Source organism: Roseinatronobacter ekhonensis (genome assembly GCF_900499075.1).
Lineage (GTDB): Bacteria > Pseudomonadota > Alphaproteobacteria > Rhodobacterales > Rhodobacteraceae > Roseinatronobacter > Roseinatronobacter ekhonensis.
Window position 1 is genome coordinate 28,888 of sequence record NZ_UIHC01000013.1, and the last position, 18,301, is coordinate 47,188.

17 protein-coding genes are annotated in these 18,301 nt (G+C 62.7%); 14 read left to right on the forward strand and 3 right to left on the reverse strand.

The window, feature by feature from the left end:
- Nucleotides 1-38 precede the first annotated feature (38 nt).
- From phnC to ROE7235_RS08495, 14 genes are all read left to right on the forward strand, one after another.
- Complete coding sequence (gene phnC, locus ROE7235_RS08430; protein ID WP_121094587.1) at nt 39-866, forward strand: phosphonate ABC transporter ATP-binding protein; 828 nt, start codon at nt 39-41, stop codon at nt 864-866.
- Nucleotides 863-1,669 (forward strand): phosphonate ABC transporter, permease protein PhnE, encoded by an 807-nt coding sequence (gene phnE, locus ROE7235_RS08435; protein ID WP_121094589.1) that lies wholly within the window; start codon nt 863-865, stop codon nt 1,667-1,669. The genes phnC and phnE (ROE7235_RS08435) overlap by 4 nt, the downstream gene beginning before the upstream one ends.
- Nucleotides 1,666-2,478, forward strand: a complete 813-nt coding sequence (gene phnE / locus ROE7235_RS08440) for a phosphonate ABC transporter, permease protein PhnE (RefSeq protein WP_121094590.1) — start codon at nt 1,666-1,668, stop codon at nt 2,476-2,478. The genes phnE (ROE7235_RS08435) and phnE (ROE7235_RS08440) overlap by 4 nt, the downstream gene beginning before the upstream one ends.
- 267 nt (nt 2,479-2,745) lie before the next feature.
- Nucleotides 2,746-3,792, forward strand: coding sequence for an N-acetylneuraminate synthase family protein (locus tag ROE7235_RS08445; RefSeq protein WP_183073414.1), 1,047 nt, complete (start codon nt 2,746-2,748; stop codon nt 3,790-3,792).
- Nucleotides 3,789-4,919, forward strand: coding sequence for a UDP-N-acetylglucosamine 2-epimerase (gene neuC, locus ROE7235_RS08450; RefSeq protein WP_121094593.1), 1,131 nt, complete (start codon nt 3,789-3,791; stop codon nt 4,917-4,919). The genes ROE7235_RS08445 and neuC overlap by 4 nt, the downstream gene beginning before the upstream one ends.
- Nucleotides 4,916-5,605, forward strand: coding sequence for an acylneuraminate cytidylyltransferase family protein (locus ROE7235_RS08455; protein WP_121094595.1), 690 nt, complete (start codon nt 4,916-4,918; stop codon nt 5,603-5,605). The genes neuC and ROE7235_RS08455 overlap by 4 nt, the downstream gene beginning before the upstream one ends.
- Entirely contained in the window at nt 5,602-6,438 is an 837-nt protein-coding gene (locus ROE7235_RS08460) for a sulfotransferase family protein (RefSeq protein WP_183073416.1), read from the forward strand. Before ROE7235_RS08455 ends, ROE7235_RS08460 begins: the two co-directional genes overlap by 4 nt.
- A 2-nt stretch (nt 6,439-6,440) precedes the next feature.
- Nucleotides 6,441-7,508, forward strand: a complete 1,068-nt coding sequence (locus tag ROE7235_RS08465; RefSeq protein WP_121094599.1) for a hypothetical protein — start codon at nt 6,441-6,443, stop codon at nt 7,506-7,508.
- Nucleotides 7,509-7,542: 34 nt separating this feature from the next.
- Complete coding sequence (locus ROE7235_RS08470) at nt 7,543-8,451, forward strand: phosphoribosyltransferase (RefSeq protein ID WP_183073418.1); 909 nt, start codon at nt 7,543-7,545, stop codon at nt 8,449-8,451.
- A 5-nt stretch (nt 8,452-8,456) separates the two neighbouring features.
- The gene (locus ROE7235_RS08475) at nt 8,457-9,647 is read left to right on the forward strand and encodes a glycosyltransferase family 4 protein (RefSeq protein ID WP_121094603.1); all 1,191 of its coding nucleotides are present in this window, start codon (nt 8,457-8,459) and stop codon (nt 9,645-9,647) included.
- Nucleotides 9,644-10,612 (forward strand): glycosyltransferase, encoded by a 969-nt coding sequence (locus ROE7235_RS08480; RefSeq protein WP_121094605.1) that lies wholly within the window; start codon nt 9,644-9,646, stop codon nt 10,610-10,612. The genes ROE7235_RS08475 and ROE7235_RS08480 overlap by 4 nt, the downstream gene beginning before the upstream one ends.
- On the forward strand, nt 10,596-11,435 hold the full coding sequence (locus tag ROE7235_RS08485) for a hypothetical protein (protein WP_121094607.1): 840 nt from the start codon (nt 10,596-10,598) through the stop codon (nt 11,433-11,435). The genes ROE7235_RS08480 and ROE7235_RS08485 overlap by 17 nt, the downstream gene beginning before the upstream one ends.
- Nucleotides 11,432-12,304, forward strand: coding sequence for a glycosyltransferase family 2 protein (locus ROE7235_RS08490; RefSeq protein WP_121094609.1), 873 nt, complete (start codon nt 11,432-11,434; stop codon nt 12,302-12,304). The genes ROE7235_RS08485 and ROE7235_RS08490 overlap by 4 nt, the downstream gene beginning before the upstream one ends.
- A gap of 88 nt (nt 12,305-12,392) precedes the next feature.
- Complete coding sequence (locus tag ROE7235_RS08495) at nt 12,393-13,559, forward strand: nucleotide sugar dehydrogenase (RefSeq protein ID WP_121094611.1); 1,167 nt, start codon at nt 12,393-12,395, stop codon at nt 13,557-13,559.
- Nucleotides 13,560-13,566: 7 nt separating this feature from the next.
- Here ROE7235_RS08495 and ROE7235_RS08500 read toward each other — a convergent pair whose 3' ends face one another.
- From ROE7235_RS08500 to tssH, 3 genes are all read right to left on the reverse strand, one after another.
- On the reverse strand, nt 13,567-14,610 hold the full coding sequence (locus tag ROE7235_RS08500) for a glycosyltransferase family 4 protein (RefSeq protein WP_183073421.1): 1,044 nt from the start codon (nt 14,608-14,610) through the stop codon (nt 13,567-13,569).
- Between the two features lie 96 nt (nt 14,611-14,706).
- Nucleotides 14,707-15,570, reverse strand: coding sequence for a hypothetical protein (locus tag ROE7235_RS08505; RefSeq protein ID WP_121094615.1), 864 nt, complete (start codon nt 15,568-15,570; stop codon nt 14,707-14,709).
- Between the two features lie 26 nt (nt 15,571-15,596).
- Nucleotides 15,597-18,266 carry a type VI secretion system ATPase TssH gene (gene tssH, locus ROE7235_RS08510; RefSeq protein WP_121094617.1) on the reverse strand — a complete coding sequence of 890 codons (2,670 nt, stop codon included), beginning with the start codon at nt 18,264-18,266 and terminating at the stop codon, nt 15,597-15,599.
- Nucleotides 18,267-18,301: the final 35 nt, after the last annotated feature.

Genomic DNA, 18,301 nt, shown 5'->3' on the forward strand with positions numbered 1-18,301 from the left:
GACCCTGCCTGTTGTTTTCTGTTTGAAAAGGGCGCGACATGCTGAAAATCGACGGTCTGGGCAAGACCTACAAGGCGGGTGACAAGGCGCTGAGCGATGTATCCTTCGAGATTCCAAAAGGGCAGGTTCTGGGGCTGATCGGGCCATCGGGCGCGGGCAAATCCACACTGATACGCTGCATAAACCGGCTTGTGCAGCCCACCACCGGCAAGGTCTGGCTGAACGATCTGAACATCACCGGCCTGCGCACCGGCGAGTTGCGCCGCGCGCGCCGCCAGATTGGCATGATTTTTCAGGAATATGCGCTGGTCGAACGCCTGACCGTCATGGAAAACGTGCTGTCGGGGCGCTTGGGCTATGTCGGGTTCTGGCGCAGCTTTCTGCGCAAATTCCCAGCCGCCGATATTGCCAATGCCTACCGCCTGCTGGACCGCGTCGGGCTGATGCAGCACGCCGACAAGCGCGCCGACGCGCTATCGGGCGGCCAACGGCAGCGCGTTGGGATTGCGCGTGCCCTGTCCCAAAACCCCGAATTGCTGCTGGTTGACGAGCCGACGGCCAGCCTTGACCCGAAAACCAGCCGCCAGATCATGCGGCTGATTGTCGAGATTTGCCGCGAGCGCGGCCTGCCCGCGATCATCAACATCCACGACGTTGTTCTGGCGCAGCAATTCAGCGACCGCATTATCGGCCTGCAAGCCGGGCGCGTTGTGTTCGACGGCCCGCCATCGGAGTTGTCCGAAGACGCGCTGACGCTGATCTACGGCGCAGAGGACTGGACCGCCATGCGCAAGGGCGCGGATGAAGATGCCGCGGCAGAGGCCGAAGAGCGCGCCGAAGCGCAAAAGATGATGGGCGCATTATGAGCGACGCCGCTTACCCGACGCAGTGGCGTCGCCCGCCGATGATGGTCAAATCGCGTTTCTGGCGCATAGCGTTGACCGTCGGCGCGATCATTTATCTGGTATTGGCGCTTGGAACCATCGAAGTGAACTATGCCCGTGTGGTCGAAGGACTGTCACGCGCGCAACGCTTTGTTGCCGGGTTCTTGCAGCCCGATTTCACCTCGCGGTCGCGCGACATCTGGATCGGGATTGCCGAAAGCCTGACAATGACCTTCACCTCGACCGTGGTCGGGGTGTTGATCTCTATTCCCATCGGGCTGGGCGCTGCGCGCAATATCGCACCGCGCGCAGTCTATCTGGTGTGCCGCAGCATCATTGCGGTCAGCCGCTCGTTGCAAGAGGTGATCATCGCCATCTTCTTCGTCGCGCTGTTCGGCTTTGGCGCTTTCGCGGGGTTCCTGACGCTCTCATTCGCGACCATCGGCTTTATCGGGAAATTGCTGGCCGAAGACATTGAAGACATTGACGAAGCGCAGGCCGAAGCGATCCGTGCGACCGGCGCAAGCTGGGTGCAACTTGTCAATTACGGCATTCAACCGCAGGTCATGCCGCGCCTCATCGGCCTGTCGCTCTACCGCTTGGACATCAATTTCCGCGAGTCGGCTGTCATCGGCATTGTCGGTGCGGGCGGGATCGGCGGCACGCTGAATACCGCTTTGGGGCGGTATGAGTACGATACGGCGGGCGCGATCCTGCTGATCATCATCGCGATTGTCATGGTGGCCGAGTATTCGTCCGGCTACCTGCGGAGGTTCCTGAAATGAGCATGGCAACCCCTCAAACAGCCGTTTGGCACCACCGCACGCCCAAAACACGGTTGGCGATGTGGGCGGGCTGGCTGGCCTGCGTGGCGCTGTTCGTCTGGTGCTGGGAGATGATGACAGAGCGCACCATCTGGGCCTTTGTCTATGACGCCCCCGTCGCGGCGAATGACCTTCTGGGCCGCGCCTTTCCACCGAAATGGGACTATATCGAACGGCTGCTCTGGCCCTTGTGGGACACGATGAACATTGCCACACTGGGCACCTTGCTGGGGATTGTGCTGGCGGTGCCGCTGGCCTTTCTGGCGGCGTCGAACACGACGCCCTCGCGGCATATCCTGCGGCCCGCCGCGTTGTTCCTGATCGTGGCATCGCGGTCTATCAACTCGCTGATCTGGGCGCTCTTGCTGGTGTCCATCCTTGGGCCGGGAATTCTGGCGGGGATCATCGCGATCGGGCTGCGCTCTGTCGGGTTCATCGGCAAGCTGCTGTATGAGGCGATCGAGGAAACCGATATCCGGCAGATCGAAGCCGTGACCGCTACTGGCGCCAGTCAGGCCCAGATTTTGAATTACGGGATCGTGCCGCAGGTCTTGCCAACCTTCTTTGGTATCAGCGTGTTCCGCTGGGACATCAACATCCGCGAAAGCGCCATTCTGGGGCTGGTGGGCGCGGGCGGAATCGGTCTGCAACTGCAAGCCAGCATGAGCGTTCTGGCATGGAACCAGGTGTCGCTGATCTTGCTGGTCATCCTGGGAACGGTCGTGGTCAGCGAATGGGTGTCGGCCAAGGTGCGCCACGCGATTATCTGACGCCTCAAAAGGCAACACCGCTTCAGGCCATCGCCCACTGCGGCAGTCCGGTTGACAAAGACGCAAGCGGAACCTACGACCCTGTCCAGCCCTGACAAGAGCCGTTTTTTCCTGTTTGCGCCGTATGCGCACCGAACCATAATGCAGAATGACGTGGGTCATACTGGACGATGATGCGAGGGATCATGCCTCTGACAAACACCGCTGCGTCCGAACGCGTGCCATTGTTCACCCTTCGACCATCCATCTAGAGACAGGACAAACCCGATGCGCTCTGCCCCGGAACTGACACTTGCAGGCCGTGTCATCGGCCCCATGCATCCACCCTTGGTGATCGCAGAGATCGGCATCAACCATGGCGGTGATCTGGCCGTCGCCAAAGAGATGGTGCGCCTTGCCGCCGCGTCTGGCTGCGAATGCGTCAAACACCAGACACATATTCTGGAAGACGAGATGACCGATGAGGCGAAGTCGATCTTCCCGCCCAATGCGGATGTGTCGATCTGGGACGTGATGGCGTCTTGCGCACTCTCGCTGGAAGACGAGTCCGAACTGAAGCGCTACACCGAAAGCCTTGGGGTGATCTATATTTCCACCCCGTTCTCGCGGGCTGCGGCAGATTTTCTCGAAACTCTCGATGTGCCCGCCTTCAAGATCGGCTCGGGCGAGGCTGACAACCTGCCGCTGATCCGCCATATCGCGCGTAAAGGGCGCCCTATCATCCTGTCCACGGGGATGCAGAGTATCGACAGCATCCGCGCCGCGGTGGATATTCTGGACGCCGAAGGCGCGGAATATGCATTGCTGGAATGCACCAACCTCTATCCCAGCCCGCCCGAAATTGTATCGCTGCGCGGCGTGACGGAATTGCGCGAGGCGTTCCCGAACGCGGTTGTCGGTTTTTCCGACCATTCCATCGGGCCAGAAATGGCGCTGGCGTCGGTCGCGCTTGGCGCGTCGATCCTCGAGCGGCACTACACAGACACGCGTTACCGCAAGGGCCCCGACATCATCAACTCGATGGACCCGGCGGAACTGCGCTTCCTGATCGACCGTTCGCGCGAGATCTGGATTGCGGCGAATAACCCCAAGGCCCGCAGCAGCGCCGAGGAAGACGTCTACCGGTTCGCCCGCGCCAGCATCGTCGCAGATGCCGACCTGCCTGAGGGCCATGTGCTGACCGAAGCCGATATCTGGGCGCGCCGTCCCGGCTCCGGTGAAATCGCAGGCTATGATTTCGACAAGGTCGTGGGCCGCACGCTGACCCGCGCCGTCACTCGCAACACGCAATTGAAATGGTCTGACTTCGCATGACCAAGCCGCGCCGCATCCTGTTCGTCACCGGCACGCGCGCCGATTTCGGCAAACTGGAACCGTTGGCGCTGGCGGCGCGCGATGCGGGGCATCATGTGGCATTCTTCGTGACAGGCATGCATATGCTGCCCGCCTACGGGCTGACCAAGGTCGAAGTGCACCGCGTGCCGGGCGTGGATGTGGTCGAGTTCCTCAACCACCGCGAGGGCGACCCGCAAGACGTGATCTTTGCCAAGACCGTGATTGGATTTTCCGACCATCTGCGAGTGGAACCGCCCGATCTGGTGGTCATCCATGGCGACAGGGTCGAAGCGATGGCCACAGCGCTGGTCTGCGCCACGAATTATGTTCGCTGCGCGCACATAGAGGGGGGCGAGGTTTCGGGTACGATCGACGAGGTCTTTCGCCACTGCAACACCAAGCTTGCGCATAGCCACCTTGTCAGTTCATTGACCGCGCGCCGCCGCGTTCTGGCGATGGGCGAAAGCGCCGATTGCGTGCATGTGATCGGCTCGCCCGAATTGGACACCCATTCCGCCCCCTCTGGCGTTACGCTCGAAGCGGTGCGCGCGCGCTACGACATTCCCTTTGACAGCTACGGGATCGTGATCTTTCATCCGGTCACATCAGAGGCCGAGACAATGGGCCAACAAGCCGCCGATCTGTTCGGGGTGCTGGAGGTGTCTGGCCAATCCTTTGTGGTGATCCGCCCCAATAACGACCCCGGCGTCGATGCCATTCAGGAGGTGATCGCCAGCTTGCCCCCCGCGCGTTTTCGGGTGCTGCCCTCGATGCGGTTTTCGCACTTCTCGGAATTGTTGCGCAATGCCGCCGCGATCATCGGCAATTCCAGCACCGGCGTGCGCGAGGCCCCGTTCCTGGGCACCCCCAGCCTTGATATCGGCACGCGCCAGACAAACCGCGCGCTCAGCGCCTCGGTGCATCAGGCTGCAGCTGCTGACCATGCCAGCATCGCCGCCTTCTTGCAGGACGATTGGGGCAAGCGGCACCCGCCAAGCCAGGAATTCGGAGCGGGGCGGTCTGCCGACAATTTCCTTGCGGTTCTGGCCGATCCCGACTTCTGGACACGCCCCCTGCAAAAGCACTTCATGGAAGGTGACGCATGACCGCGCCCTGCCTTGCCATCGTGCCGCTGCGCGCCGGGTCCAAGGGCTTGCCGGGCAAGAATACGCGGCCCCTTGCAGGCCGCCCGCTCTATGCCCACGCACTGGAACAGGCCCGCGCCGCGGGAATCGCGCAGGCGCTTGTGACCAGCGATATCGCGGAACTGGCCAATGCCGATCTTGGCCATGGTGCGCGCTTTGCGCGGCGCCCATCGCATCTGGCCCTAGACACAACGCCGATGGACGCTGTTCTGGCCCATGTGCTGGACCAGGACGCGCCCGGCCCTGCCATCATTGTGCTTCTGCAAGCCACCACGCCCTTGCGCGCGCCCAAGGACATTGCGCGCGCAATCGCGCTGCACGGCACCGGTGACCATGCCTTGGTCATGTCCGCGACGCGCGCAGAGTCCGGCGTGCTGAAATGGGGGACATCCGACAATGGCCGCTTCAGGCCCTTGTCGCACGATCCGGCGCATTGCTTTACCAACCGTGCAGAGTTGCCGCCCGTGTTTCGTCCCGATGGCGCGGTCTATGTGTTCGACGCCGATGCCTATCGCGGCGCGGGCAGCCTTGGGGCTCTGGCGGCGCACGGCGTGGGCATGGTGGAAACACCACCCGAGCGCGCGTTCGACATCGACACTTTGGCGGATTTCGAACGAGTGGAAGCGTTGCTGGAGGGGACGGTATGACCTGGCCCAACCTGTTCATTGTGGGCGCGATGAAGGCGGGCACAACGGCGCTGCACGCCTATCTGGACCAGCATCCCGACGTGTTCATGTGCGACCCGAAAGAACCGGGTTTCTTTGCGGAAGCTGCCCCCGATGCCCAGGCCCAAGCCCAATATCGCCAACTGTTTGCTGCGGGTGCAGACTGTCGATATCGCGGCGAATCGAGTACCAAATATGCCAAGGCCCCGTATTTCACCGGCGTGGCAGACCGCATTGCAGCAACTTGCCCCGATGCCCGCATTCTTTTCATGGTGCGCGATCCCGTCGCGAGGATCGTCAGCCAGTATTTGTTCTATCGCCGTGTGCAGGGCGAAACCCTGCCACTGCGCGCGGCGGTCGCGCAGAACCCCCGCTACCGCGCCTTTGGCGACTATTCCGCCCAAATCGCTCCGTTTCAGGCACGGTTCGGGTCGGTTCTGGTGCTTCAGGCTGAGGACCTTTCAGAGACTCCCCAAGCCGTGATGGACCGGGTTTTCAACTGGCTGGATCTGCCCGCCGCCACTGTGGCGCGGGAAGAGCGGCGCAACAATTCCGCTGATGCACTGCGCCGCCATGACGGGGCGACGCGGGTATTGATCCGCCACGAGTTGGAACCACTGCGCCGTCTTGTCAAGCGAATGGGCGCGCAGGGACTTGCAAAACGGGTCTGGACCCGCCTGAACCCGCCCGCAACGTCGCCCGTTTCAGCCGCCGAAATCGCGCAATTGCGCGCAGACCTTGCCCCATGGGTGCAAGAACAGGCCCGCGCTCTGGAACCGCTGATGGCGGGCAAGCCGCTGCGCTGGGAGGGCTAGCAATGCGGATCGTGCTGCATGCGGGAATGCATAAAACTGGATCGACCGCTATACAGCAGGCCTTTTGCTCCGATCCGCCAAAAGGGCTGTCCCTTCCGGGCGGCCCTAGACTGAACCAGTCGGACGATGTGCAGCTTCTGTTCCAGACTGGTGCCGCGCTCGACAAATTCCATGCCGCCCGATACCGCCATCTGGACAGCGCAGCACTTGGACGCTGGCGGGACGATCTGGCCGCACGGTGGCGCAGCGCACTGGCGCGCGCCCGAACGCCGGTTTTTCTTATCAGCGCCGAGGACCTGTCGGCGCCCGATTTCGGGCAGGATGCGCTGGTCCGGCTGGTGGATTTTCTCCGCGCAACCCGCCCCGAAGCCCAGATCGAGGCGATTGCCTATGTCCGTGCGCCGCGCGGCTTCATGCAAAGCGCTTTTCAGCAGCGGGTCAAGGAAGAAAAACCCGCCGCCCGCGATCTGGACCCAGCCAGCTTGTGGCCCAACTATCGCGCACGGCTTGAAAAGTTCGATGCGGTTTTGGGGGCAGATGCAGTCACCCTACGCATATTTGCCCCAACCCATTTTCCCAACGGCGATGTGGTCGCAGATCTGGGCAGTTTTTTGGAAGTGTCAACAGCCAGCGGCAACCAAGCCAATGATGGGCTGTCGCTGGAAGCGATGGCCGTGGCGCAGGCACGGCTAGCGGGACGGCTGCCCGTCGATTTCCCGAACCGCGCGCTTGCCGAACGGTTTCGCGCCTTGCCAGCGCGGTCCTTAGCGGGCCTCGGCACGCGTCGGTTTGCGTTTTCAGATTCGCTGGTCGCGCCGGTTCTGACCGCCAATTCCCATGATCTGGACTGGATCGAATCCCGGTTGGGTCAGCGCCTGACAGAGCGCGCAGCGCCGCCAGATGCTATCGGAAGCGCCGACGAACTGCTGACCTTGGCCATTGATAGCCGCGATGCACTTGCTGCCTATGTCGCCGCCCAAACCGACCACGCCCGTAATACCGCGCTTCGCGTGTGGACCAGTCGTATCGCGCGGACCCTTATCCGCCGTGACCCACAGCGAAAAACCTAGGAGAGCGCCGTTGAACTTTCGGTCTCATGACGACATGACCCATCTAATCCGGCGCAACATGCCCCGGATTCCGGCCGATATCGACCTTGTGGTGGGCGTGCCGCGCAGCGGGCTGAGTCCGGCGGCCCAGGTTGCACTTGCCCGCAACCTGCCCTTCGTCACGCTTGACGAATACGTGGCAGGGGGTGCGGATGCCGCCCGTTTTTCTGCACGCCAGCGACTTGGGGGCACGGGTACGGGCAGGATTCTGGTGGTGGACGATTCTGTCGGCGATGGCGGCGCGTTGAGGCGCGTGCGCGCAGCCCTTGCGCAGGCAGCCCCCGACCGACCCATCGTCTACCTTGCGATCTATTGGTCGGGGGTATCGGTCGAAGGGCTGGATCTGTGGTTCGAAAAAGTCTCCCGCCCCCGGCTGTTCGAGTGGAACGCTCTGCATCACGACGGGATCGGCAATTTCTGTGTCGATATCGACGGCGTGCTCTGCTCGGACCCGACCCGCGCGCAGAACGACGATGGCCCGGCCTATGACGCATTTTTGCGCGCCGCGCCCCTTCGCGTGCGCCCGACGCATGAAATCGGCTGGCTGGTGTCGAACCGTTTGGAGAAATATCGCCCCCAGACCGAGGATTGGCTGGCTGCGATGGGTATCCGCTACCGCGAACTGATCCTGCTCGACGGAGTCAGCGCCGAAACCCGCCGCGCGGCGGGCGCGCATGGCTGGTTCAAGGGCAAAGTGTATGCCGATTTGCCTGCTGAATTGTTTATTGAGTCGGAACCTTTTCAGGCCCGCGATATTGCCAGCCTCTCGGGCAAACCGGCGCTTTGCACCGACACCTGGACCCTGTATCGCCCCGATCTTAACCGTCCCGGTCAGTTGAATGCAGTCAGCCGCTCTTTAGGGCGTCGTGCCTTGCGCGCCCTGCGGCGCAAGCTGGGGGGATAGATCAGATGCGGATATTGGCCATCTCGCACGAATCCTTGCTGTATGGTGCCCCCCGCAGCCTGATTTTTGCCTGCTTGCATCTGGTGCAACGGCATAAGGTCCGGGTGCTGACGCATGGGTTGGGCGACCTTGTGGGCTTTGCGCGCGACCAGGGGATCGACATTGACGTAATGAATGCCTGCGACCGCGTTCCCGACACTAGGCGCAGTCGTGCCGCCTACAGGGTGGAACAGGCATGGCTGCGGGTGCAGCGGCGGTTGTGCAAACTGGCGCGGCTGGGACGGGTCTGGCGCGAAGCGCGCGGGGTTGATCTGGTTTATGTCAACACGGTGCTGCATTCCGCCCCGATACTGGCTGCGCGTCTGCGCGGGCGGCCCATTGTGATACATGTGCGCGAGGCCGAGAATTACCTGAAGCCACGCGGGCGCGCCCTGACGCGACTGTCGCGGATGCTGGGCCGGGCGCGCGCTGTGATCTGCGTGTCGGAAGCCGTGCGCAAGCTGGTGCTGGAGGTGCCGGGCACAGGACTGCGCCCAGAGCAGGTGCACACGGTTCATAACGGTATTCACGCAGGACAGTTCCGACGCGATCCGGCAGAAGGGCAAGCATTGCGCGCCCGGCTGGGAATTGCGCCGGATGCACCCGTCGTGGCCTTTCTGGGCAACATGCGCCCCCGCAAAGGGCTGGACCTGCTAATGGCTGCGGCGCAAGACTTGCAGGACGCGCATCCCGATCTGCATTACATTATCGGCGGCGGCAGCGCAGAAGATATCGCCGCCTTCCGCGCCGCACATGTGCCCGATACGCTTGCGCCAAGGGTGCATTTCCTGGGCTTTGTGCAGGACGTGCGACCGGTGCTGTGGGCGGGCGACATCTTCACGATGCTGTCGCGGGTGGAACCTTTCGCCCGGGTCAATCTCGAAGCCTCGGCCGCTGGCTGCGCTGTGCTGGCCACGCGGGTCGATGGCAACCCCGAAATCTTCGCGCATGAGGACAACGCGCTTCTGGTGCCATCAGACGATATCGCCGCCATTCGCGACGGGTTGGCGCGGCTGGTTTCGGACCCGGCCTTGCGCGACCGCCTTTCGGCCCGCGCGCAGGCGGTCGTGACCGAGCGTTTCACGATGGATGCCTGCCATGACCGGATCGAAACGATCCTGACAGAGGCAGCCCAAGCCGACCGCGCAGCCCCATGACCGCCACACTGAGCATTGGCATTCCCAGCTACCGCCGCGCCGATGACGTGGCGCGGCAGGTTGCCGGTATGGTGGACGCCCTGCCCGATCTGCCCGTAACCGTGATTGATGATGGCCCGGACGAGGCTGTGGCGCAGGCACTTGCCCCGTTCAAAGGGCGGATTGCCCTGCACCGCCACGCAACAAACCTTGGCTATGCAGTGACATTTGCCGAATTGCTAGACGGTTGCGACACCACCCACATCGTGCTGAGCGCGGATGACGACCTGTGCGACCCCGAAGGCGTGCACGCCTTGGAACAGATGGTGCAGGACGATACGCCCGATTTCGCATCTACATGGTTCGTGGATGCCAGCGGCACCCGCACGCGCGGGCGCGACCGGCGCGCGGCGCTGTCCCTGACCGATCTGCGCGACGCCAGCGGCCATGCGCCTGGGCTGGTCTACAGCGCCAAGGCGGCGCGGGCCGCTTTGCCCTTTCTACGCGCGCGCCTTGACGCAGGGTGCTACGCGGCGCGGACCTATCCGCAGGTGCTGGTGGTGGCCTATATCGCCTTGTCGGGCGGGCGGTGTGTTTGGCTGCCGGTGGCCCCGGTGCGCGAAGGGCGCGCGCATCCGCCCGCCTTGCAAGGACCGAACGGGCATGGCTATGACAGCCCCGCCGCGCGGCTGACCGAAGCCGAAGCTTTTGAAGCAGCCTTTGCGGCCATGGCAGACTTCCTGCCCGCCGCGGCCCATGACAGGCTGGACGCCTTGCGCCTGATCCACCGGCAAGACACGTACCGGCGGTTCATGCGCGCTCTGCGCAAGCACCACCCAGAGCTTGTGGCAGATTGGCTGACCGGCAGTCTTGGCTATCTGCGCGCTTCATGGGCGCGTCACATGCGCGACCTATGGTCCAGCAAACGGGCGCGGGCGCGAGCGGAATCGATCTTGCGGGAGAGCGGCCATGACACTCGCAGATGACCTGCGCTGGATGCGAAGCGAATTTCGACGCGTGCGCAAAGTATCGCGCCTGCGTCGCGCGGCCGGGCTGACCCCGTTTTCGCTGGCCGACGCGCGGGCCAAGAAACAGTCCGACACATTGGTGGTGTTGGGGTCCGGCCGGTCCATCAACCGCCTGACCGACGCCGACTGGCAGCGGCTTGACCGCGACTACGACACGCTCGGGCTGAATTTCTGGATGCTTCACCCGTTCACGCCACGCTTCTATCAATTCGAGGCTGGGCCGACCGATGATCGCACCCGCCAGTTCGAGGATTTCCTGTCCGAGCGCGCCGCGCGCATGGCCAGCGTGATGATGATCTACAAGGACATGGAACGTCACCAGCTTGACCTGACCCGCCTGCCCGACCAGACCGTGCGCAGCTTGCGCGTGCTCAACAAGGTCAACCTGCCGGTCGAGACCGAGGCAGGCTTGCGGCGCAGTCTGACGCTGGTGCGCCGGGCTCGGCTGACACAGGCGACAGGTCTGCTGCTGTTCGCCCGCGCCTCTATCGTGCAAGCCGCCAGTTTCGGGGCCGCGATGGGCTACAAGCGCATCGTACTGGCCGGGGTCGACCTGAACGACACGCGCTACTTCTGGGAAGACGACCCGGACCTGTCGTGGTTCGGCACAGCACAACCCGGCACCATCCACCGCACCATGGACCCGACTTTGGCCGGGGTCACGGTGGACCGTGTGCTGATGGTTCTGCGCGATAGCTGGCTTGCGCCAGAGGGGATAGAGCTGTTCTGCGGTCACGCCACATCGGCGCTGCACCCGCGCCTGCCGGCGTTCTTCGGATGACGGGCACGCCGCTGATATCGGTGATCGCGCCCAGCTATCGTGACTGGCCGCGTGCGCGGATGCTGATCGATGCCCTGTTGGCGCAGAGCGTGACGGATTTCGAGATCATGCTGGTCAATAACGCACCCGACGACCCGGCGCCGCCGGATTTCCCGCAAGACGCGCGCCTGCATATCCTGACCGAAGCGCGCCCCGGGTCCTATGCCGCGCGCAACCTTGGCGCGGCGTCCGCGCGCGGGCAGTTTCTTGCCTTCACCGATAGCGACTGTGTGCCGAACCCCGACTGGCTGGCGGCCTTCCTGCACTCTTCGCAAACCCATGACGGGCTGATTTCGGGCGCCGTGCAGATGTTCAGCACCACCCGCGCGATGGACGCGCTGAATTGGGCGGAAAGTTACGATTTCTTTTTCGGAATAAATCAGGACATCTATGTGCGCGACGGGGTCGCCGCGACCGCCAGCCTGTTCGTGCCCCGCACGCTATTCGAATGCGCGGGCGGGTTCGATGCCAGCCTGAAGTCGGGCGGCGATGTGGAGTTCTGCAAACGCGCCGCGCACCATTATGCGGGGACAGGACCGGCGCTTGTCTATTGCCCGCAGGCCGTGTTGCGCCATCCGCTGCGCAGCGACCTGACGGCACTGTTGACCAAGGCACGGCGCGTGGCCGGCGGGCGCGCGGCGCGCGATGGCTGGCGGGCCCTGCCGATCACGCTGGCCCCGCCGGTGGTCCGGTTCCGCATCTTGTTGGAAAAACGAAGCCCGGGCGGCCGTGCGAAGCTGAAAGCCGCGGTGCTGATCCTGCGGATCAAGGCGCTGGAAATCCTCGAAACACTGGCGGTTCTTGTCCTGCGCCGTGCGCCGACGCGATAGCGTCAAGCGGTTGCAAACACGCCGCGAACTAGGTTAGGTGGCGCCAGAACCACATGGCGCGGATGCTCGGATCAGGAAGGATTTTCGTGTGAAAATAGCTGTCGTGGGCCTTGGCTATGTCGGGCTGTCCAATGCGGTCTTGCTGGCGCAGAAAAACCATGTGACCGCAGTAGATATCGACGCCGGACGCGTGTCGATGGTCAACGCGTTGCAATGCCCGATAGAGGATGCGGAGCTTTCTGACTATCTGGCCAACAAACCGCTGGACCTTCGGGCGACCACTGACCTGTCCGTCGCGGTGCAAGGCGCTGATTTCGTCGTTGTGGCCACCCCCACGGATTATGACCCGCAGCACAATTTCTTCGACACCTCTTCGGTCGATAGCGTGGTCCGCACCGTGCTGGCGGAAAACACCCAAGCGCTGATCGTCATCAAATCGACCATCCCGGTTGGGTATATCCGCAGGATGCGCAGTGAATTGGGCAGCGACCGGATTGTGTTCAGCCCCGAGTTCCTGCGCGAGGGGCGTGCGCTGCATGACAACCTGTATCCCAGCCGGATTGTGGTGGGCGAACGCTCTGACCGGGCGCAGACCTTTGCGCAACTGCTGATAGAAGGCGCGATTGCAGCAGATATTCCCTTGCTTTTGACAGACCCGGACGAGGCCGAGGCGATCAAGCTGTTCGCCAATACCTACCTTGCGATGCGCGTGGCGTTCTTCAACGAGTTGGACAGCTATGCCATGGCCGGTGGCATGGATACGCGCCAGATTATCACCGGCGTGGGCCTCGACCCGCGGATTGGCCCGCATTACAACAACCCGTCCTTCGGCTATGGCGGCTATTGTTTGCCCAAGGACACGCGCCAGCTTCTGGCCAATTACGCCGCCGTGCCCCAGAATCTGATCGCGGCCATTGTCGATGCCAACCGCACGCGCAAGGATTTTCTGGCCGACCAGATCGTGGCGCGCAAACCGCGGATCGTGGGGGTTTACCGGCTGGTCATGAAAGCGGGGAGCGACAATTTCCGGCAAAGTTCCATTCAGGGGATCATGAAACGAGTCAAGGCCAAGGGGATCGAAGTAATCGTCTACGAGCCTGTGCTGACAGAGGACAGTTTTTTCGGCTCTCGTGTGGTGCGCGATCTGGACGGGTTCAAGGCCGAGGCCGATATCATCATCGCCAACCGGCTGACCGATGATATTCGCGATGTCAGCGACAAGGTGTTTACCCGAGACCTGTTCGGGGCGAACTGAGGTCGCGTCAGCGGTCCAGAACCTCGCGGCAGGCGGCCAGCACATCCTCACGGTACAGCCCGGCATGCGCGAAACGGTCCACAGCCGCGCGCGCCATCCGCGTGACCTGGTCCGGGTCGGCCAAAAGCGCGGCCAATCGCGCGGCATTGTCCTGCGACGTGCCATCGCCAAGCAGCAGGGCATTCTGCCCGTCCTGCGCATAGCGCCCGATCTCGCCCACCGGCGTCACCACCGGCACAAGGCCAAGCTGCATCGCCTCGACCACCGACATGGCCATGCCTTCGCTGTGGCTGGGCATCAGGAAAAAGCTGTGCCCGGCGGCGCGGGCAAAAATCTGGTCGCGCGGCAACGGGCCGGTAAACGCGACCGTCAGGCCCAGCCGTGCAGCCTGCGCGCGCAAGGCAGCCTCCTGCCCGCCATCGGGGCCGATAAGCGTCAGCGCGGTGTCGGGATAATGCGCTTTCAGCGCCTCAAGGATATCCAGCGCGCGGTCCAGCCCCTTTTGCGCATGCAGCCGCCCCCAGAAGATGAACTTGGGCACGGGCCTCGCCGGTGGCAACGGCTCCAGCCGTTCGGTGACGAAAGAGATGACCCGCCCCTTGCGCCCGTCCGGCACCCGCGCGGCCAGCGTGCCCGCGCTGTCGGCCCAGATGTCATGCGCCAGCCGGATCAGCACCGCGTGCAACAGCCGGTCGGGCAGATGCACCGGACGATCCAGATGCAGGAACACAACCAGCTTCAGGCGCGGGCGCAACAGCTTGGCCAGAAGCGCCACGATGGCAGACCGCCAGAGCGAGACGATCAGCAGATCCGGCTTGCGCCGCTGGAGATGCCGCAGCGCGCCAAGGTAATTGGCAAGCGCCCATTCGCTGTCGCTTGGGCCAGTCCAGATGTCCGGATCCGCCGGGTGCGCCCCGCCCTTGGCAGACAGGTAAACCCGCCCAAACCGCAGATCCCCATGATCGCCCACAGGCAACGACCGCGCCGCCACCTCGACCCCGCCGATGCCGTCATAGGGGATGAGGTGGAGGGTTGTCGGGATAGAACTCATGAAACACGCTTTCAGCCAAGGCTTGGATGATGTCAGCTTACGCGTTTCAACACTTTCCGCCAGATAATCAATCATGGAGCGTTTTGTAAGGGTCGCTCAAAAGGGACTACTATTGATGCATTGCTGATATTGCGACAAGGCCTTGTCGAGACTCTTTTCGACATGTTGAATCGTCTGGTCAATCGAGTGAAGGACTGTCCTGCGGCTTGTGTTTGCTAGCTCTGAGGTTTCGAGATACTCAGATAGCGCGTCATCAAGGGCGGCGCTGTAACGCCGCGAGGCCTTGACGGTCGCAGTAGCAGTCTTCAATGCACGAATTCTTTCGCGCCCCGCTCCAGTAACTTCGTTCTGGATGCCTTCCAACAGAAACAGGACGTTGTCAAAAGCGAGTGTCTCAGTGCTTCTGATTGCCTTCTTCTTGTTGCCTTGAATTCCGGCCTTGCCGATTTCGTAGGAGTTGACGCCTTGAGTTCCCAGATAAGCCGCAGCGCTTTGTGTCGGTGTATTGGCCAGTGCGCCTGCCATCGATACACCGCTTTTTATTCCAGTCTCTACGACGTTGCCCCAAGACCCGCGCCCGAAGGCCCGTTCGGACAAAACCTCTGACATGTCGATGGCTGCCATACCGCCGGTCGCATATAGCTTGATTTTCGCGGCATAGGGTTTTGCCTTTGCTCCCCCGAATGCTTCGATGACATCACCGGCTATTGCGCCAGTCAAGTCTAGGAACGAATAGCATGTCTCCTTGACGAGACGTGAAACCAAAAGACCTTGGTTCAATAGTTTTAGGTTGTCGTTTTGGCTTAGAAAGCTCTGCCGTTCTTTCTTGATACCGTCCACCGCGCGCCGCAGATTGGCAACCTTCTCGAACTGGCCGGAACACTGCTTGGGTTCAGCAAACTGAATTCTAAAATAGCTTTGTTGAAGCGCTGGGTTTGGCGACATCTTTGCGAAAGGCATATTCGAAACTCCTTGTGACAACTAACTCAGGTTATCTCATACTCAAACCCGCTCTCCCCCATCCCCACTTTCACATCCGTGAACTCCACGCCTTCCAGCGTGCGGGTCAGGACGGCGCGGGACAGGTCGGGCAGGATGGTGTTGGTGATGATGTTGTCCACCATCCGGCCCCCGCTGTCGGGGTCGCGGCATTGCTCCACGATATGGTCCACAACCGCATCCGTATAGACCATTTTTGCGCCATGCCCCGTTTTCATCCGCCCGACGATGGCGTTCAGCTTCAACCGGACGATGCCCGACAGCACCTCGGACGACAGCGGGAAATACGGGATGGTCACGATGCGGCCCAGCAGCGCGGGCGGGAAGACCGCTTGCAGATGCGGGCGCAGCGCCTCTGACAGGGCGTCGGGTTCGGGCCGGGTTTCGCCGCGCGCGGCCATGTCCATGATCGCCTCTGTGCCTACGTTCGAGGTCAGCAGGATCACACAATTCTTGAAGTCGATCTTGCGGCCCGTGCCATCTTCCATGATCCCCTTGTCAAAGACCTGGAAGAACAGCTCATGCACATCAGGGTGCGCTTTTTCGACCTCGTCCAGCAGCACCACCGAATAGGGTTTGCGTCGCACCGCTTCGGTCAGCCGCCCACCTTCGCCATAGCCGACATAACCCGGAGGCGCGCCTTTCAGCGCCGATACGGTATGCGCTTCCTGGAATTCGGACATATTGATGGTTATGACATTCTGCTCGCCGCCATAGATCGCCTCTGCCAGCGCCAGCGCGGTTTCTGTTTTGCCCACGCCCGACGGGCCGCACAGCATGAACACGCCGATGGGCTTGCCGGGATTGTCGAGCTTGGCGCGGTTGGTTTCGATCCGTTTGGCGATTTGTAACAGGCCGTGGTCCTGCCCGATGACGCGCTCGCGCAGGCGGTCGGGAAGTTCCAGAATGGCGCGCAACTCATCCGTGACCATGCGGCCCACGGGAATGCCGGTCCAGTCGGAAATGACGCTCGCCACCGCCTGTTCATCGACATGGGCGTAGATCATGCGGCGGTCGGCATCGCCGCCGTCCAGATCGGCGACGCGCGTGGCAAGGTCAGCGCGCAAGGTTTCCTCGTCGGGCAGCGGGGTGTCGGTTTCCGCCACGCTCTGACCTGCACGCGCCTCGGCCAAGGTGTTGCGCAGCGACAGGATGTCGTCGACCAGTTCTTTCTCGCGGGTGTATTCGTCATCAGCCTCGGCCAGTTTCGTGGCCAGATCGTCCAGTTCCTCGGAGATTTCTGCCAGACGCGCCGCGTCCTGCGTGCCCAGATCGGCCTGCGCCTCCTGCGCGGCCTGCTCGCGTTCCAGCGCAGCGATGCCTGCGCGCAAATCGGCCACGCGCGCCGGTGTAGCCGATTGGCTGATCGCCACGCGCGCGGCGGCGGTATCCAGCAGCGAAACGGCCTTGTCGGGCAACTGTCGCGCGGGAAGGTAACGGGCTGAGAGCGTGACGGCAGCGACCACGGCCTCATCTGCAATGCGCACTTTATGATGCGCTTCCATCGGCGCAAGAATGCCGCGCAGCATGGTGCAGGCTTTCGCAATGCTGGGTTCAGGCACGTCAATGGGTTGGAAACGCCGGGTCAGCGCCGGGTCTTTCTCGAAATGGGTGCGGTATTCGGCCCATGTGGTAGCGGCAACCGTGCGCAGCGTGCCGCGCGCCAAGGCCGGTTTCAGCAAGTTCGCGGCGTCGCCGGTGCCAGCCGCCCCCCCTGCCCCGATCAGCGTATGCGCCTCGTCGATGAACAGGATGATCGGCGTCGGGCTGGATTGCACCTCGTCGATGACCGAGCGCAACCGTTGCTCGAATTCGCCCTTCATGCTGGCCCCGGCCTGCATCAGCCCGATATCGAGCGCAAAGAGCTTTACCCCCTGCAACGCGGGCGGCACATTGCCCGACACCAGAGCCTGCGCGAACCCTTCAACCACGGCTGTCTTGCCGACCCCGGCCTCGCCGGTCAGGATCGGATTGTTCTGGCGACGGCGCATCAGCACGTCAATGATCTGGCGGATTTCTTCGCCGCGGCCCACGATCGGGTCCATCTTGCCACTTTCGGCCTGTGCAGTCATGTCCACCGCGAACCGGCCCAAGGCGCTGCTGCCGCCGCCCGGTGCCTGTGCCGCACCGTCGGCGGCGGGCGCCCCAAGCCCTGTGCCATCCATGGGGCGCATGTCGTCTTCGTCGGACCCGGCCCAGAGCGTGCGGGCGTCAGCGGCCAGTTGCTTGTCATCCAGCGTGCTCAGAAGCGGGCTCATCTGGCTGACCGCGCGATACAAATCGCGGGTGCGCAGAACGGCGAGCAAGACATACCCCGAGCGGATCTGCGCCTCTCCGAACAAGAGCGTCGCGTAGTGCCAGCCCCGGTCGAGCGCTTCCTTGAAGTGCAGTGACGGCCCCGGCATTTCGGTGACGTTGCGCTGGAAGCCGTCGATACACTTTTCCAGATCCGACAAGACCTGACCGCGATCCATGCCCATTTGCTGCAACGAGACCGACACGTCAGAGCGGTCATTGGCGATGACATGATACAGCCAATGCGCCAATTCGACATGACGATTGCCTTCGCCCTTGGCATGACGGAACCCCTGAATAAAGGCCTCGTATCCCAGGCGGTTCAGCTTGCCGGCAATCGTTTCGATGCTGATCTCTGTCATGATGTGGACCTTTTTGCAGATAATGGGTCAGGGGG

Bases quoted from the DNA above. Each gene is read 5' to 3' on its own strand.
- ROE7235_RS08455 (WP_121094595.1), top strand. From the start codon at position 4,916: ATGACCGCGCCCTGCCTTGCCATCGTGCCGCTGCGCGCCGGGTCCAAG.
- tssH (WP_121094617.1), bottom strand. From the start codon at position 18,266: ATGACAGAGATCAGCATCGAAACGATTGCCGGCAAGCTGAACCGCCTG.
- ROE7235_RS08480 (WP_121094605.1), top strand. From the start codon at position 9,644: ATGACCGCCACACTGAGCATTGGCATTCCCAGCTACCGCCGCGCCGAT.
- neuC (WP_121094593.1), top strand. From the start codon at position 3,789: ATGACCAAGCCGCGCCGCATCCTGTTCGTCACCGGCACGCGCGCCGAT.
- phnE (WP_121094590.1), top strand. From the start codon at position 1,666: ATGAGCATGGCAACCCCTCAAACAGCCGTTTGGCACCACCGCACGCCC.
- ROE7235_RS08475 (WP_121094603.1), top strand. From the start codon at position 8,457: ATGCGGATATTGGCCATCTCGCACGAATCCTTGCTGTATGGTGCCCCC.
- ROE7235_RS08465 (WP_121094599.1), top strand. From the start codon at position 6,441: ATGCGGATCGTGCTGCATGCGGGAATGCATAAAACTGGATCGACCGCT.
- ROE7235_RS08505 (WP_121094615.1), bottom strand. From the start codon at position 15,570: ATGCCTTTCGCAAAGATGTCGCCAAACCCAGCGCTTCAACAAAGCTAT.
- ROE7235_RS08485 (WP_121094607.1), top strand. From the start codon at position 10,596: ATGACACTCGCAGATGACCTGCGCTGGATGCGAAGCGAATTTCGACGC.
- ROE7235_RS08500 (WP_183073421.1), bottom strand. From the start codon at position 14,610: ATGAGTTCTATCCCGACAACCCTCCACCTCATCCCCTATGACGGCATC.
- phnE (WP_121094589.1), top strand. From the start codon at position 863: ATGAGCGACGCCGCTTACCCGACGCAGTGGCGTCGCCCGCCGATGATG.
- ROE7235_RS08445 (WP_183073414.1), top strand. From the start codon at position 2,746: ATGCGCTCTGCCCCGGAACTGACACTTGCAGGCCGTGTCATCGGCCCC.
- ROE7235_RS08470 (WP_183073418.1), top strand. From the start codon at position 7,543: ATGACCCATCTAATCCGGCGCAACATGCCCCGGATTCCGGCCGATATC.
- phnC (WP_121094587.1), top strand. From the start codon at position 39: ATGCTGAAAATCGACGGTCTGGGCAAGACCTACAAGGCGGGTGACAAG.
- ROE7235_RS08490 (WP_121094609.1), top strand. From the start codon at position 11,432: ATGACGGGCACGCCGCTGATATCGGTGATCGCGCCCAGCTATCGTGAC.
- ROE7235_RS08460 (WP_183073416.1), top strand. From the start codon at position 5,602: ATGACCTGGCCCAACCTGTTCATTGTGGGCGCGATGAAGGCGGGCACA.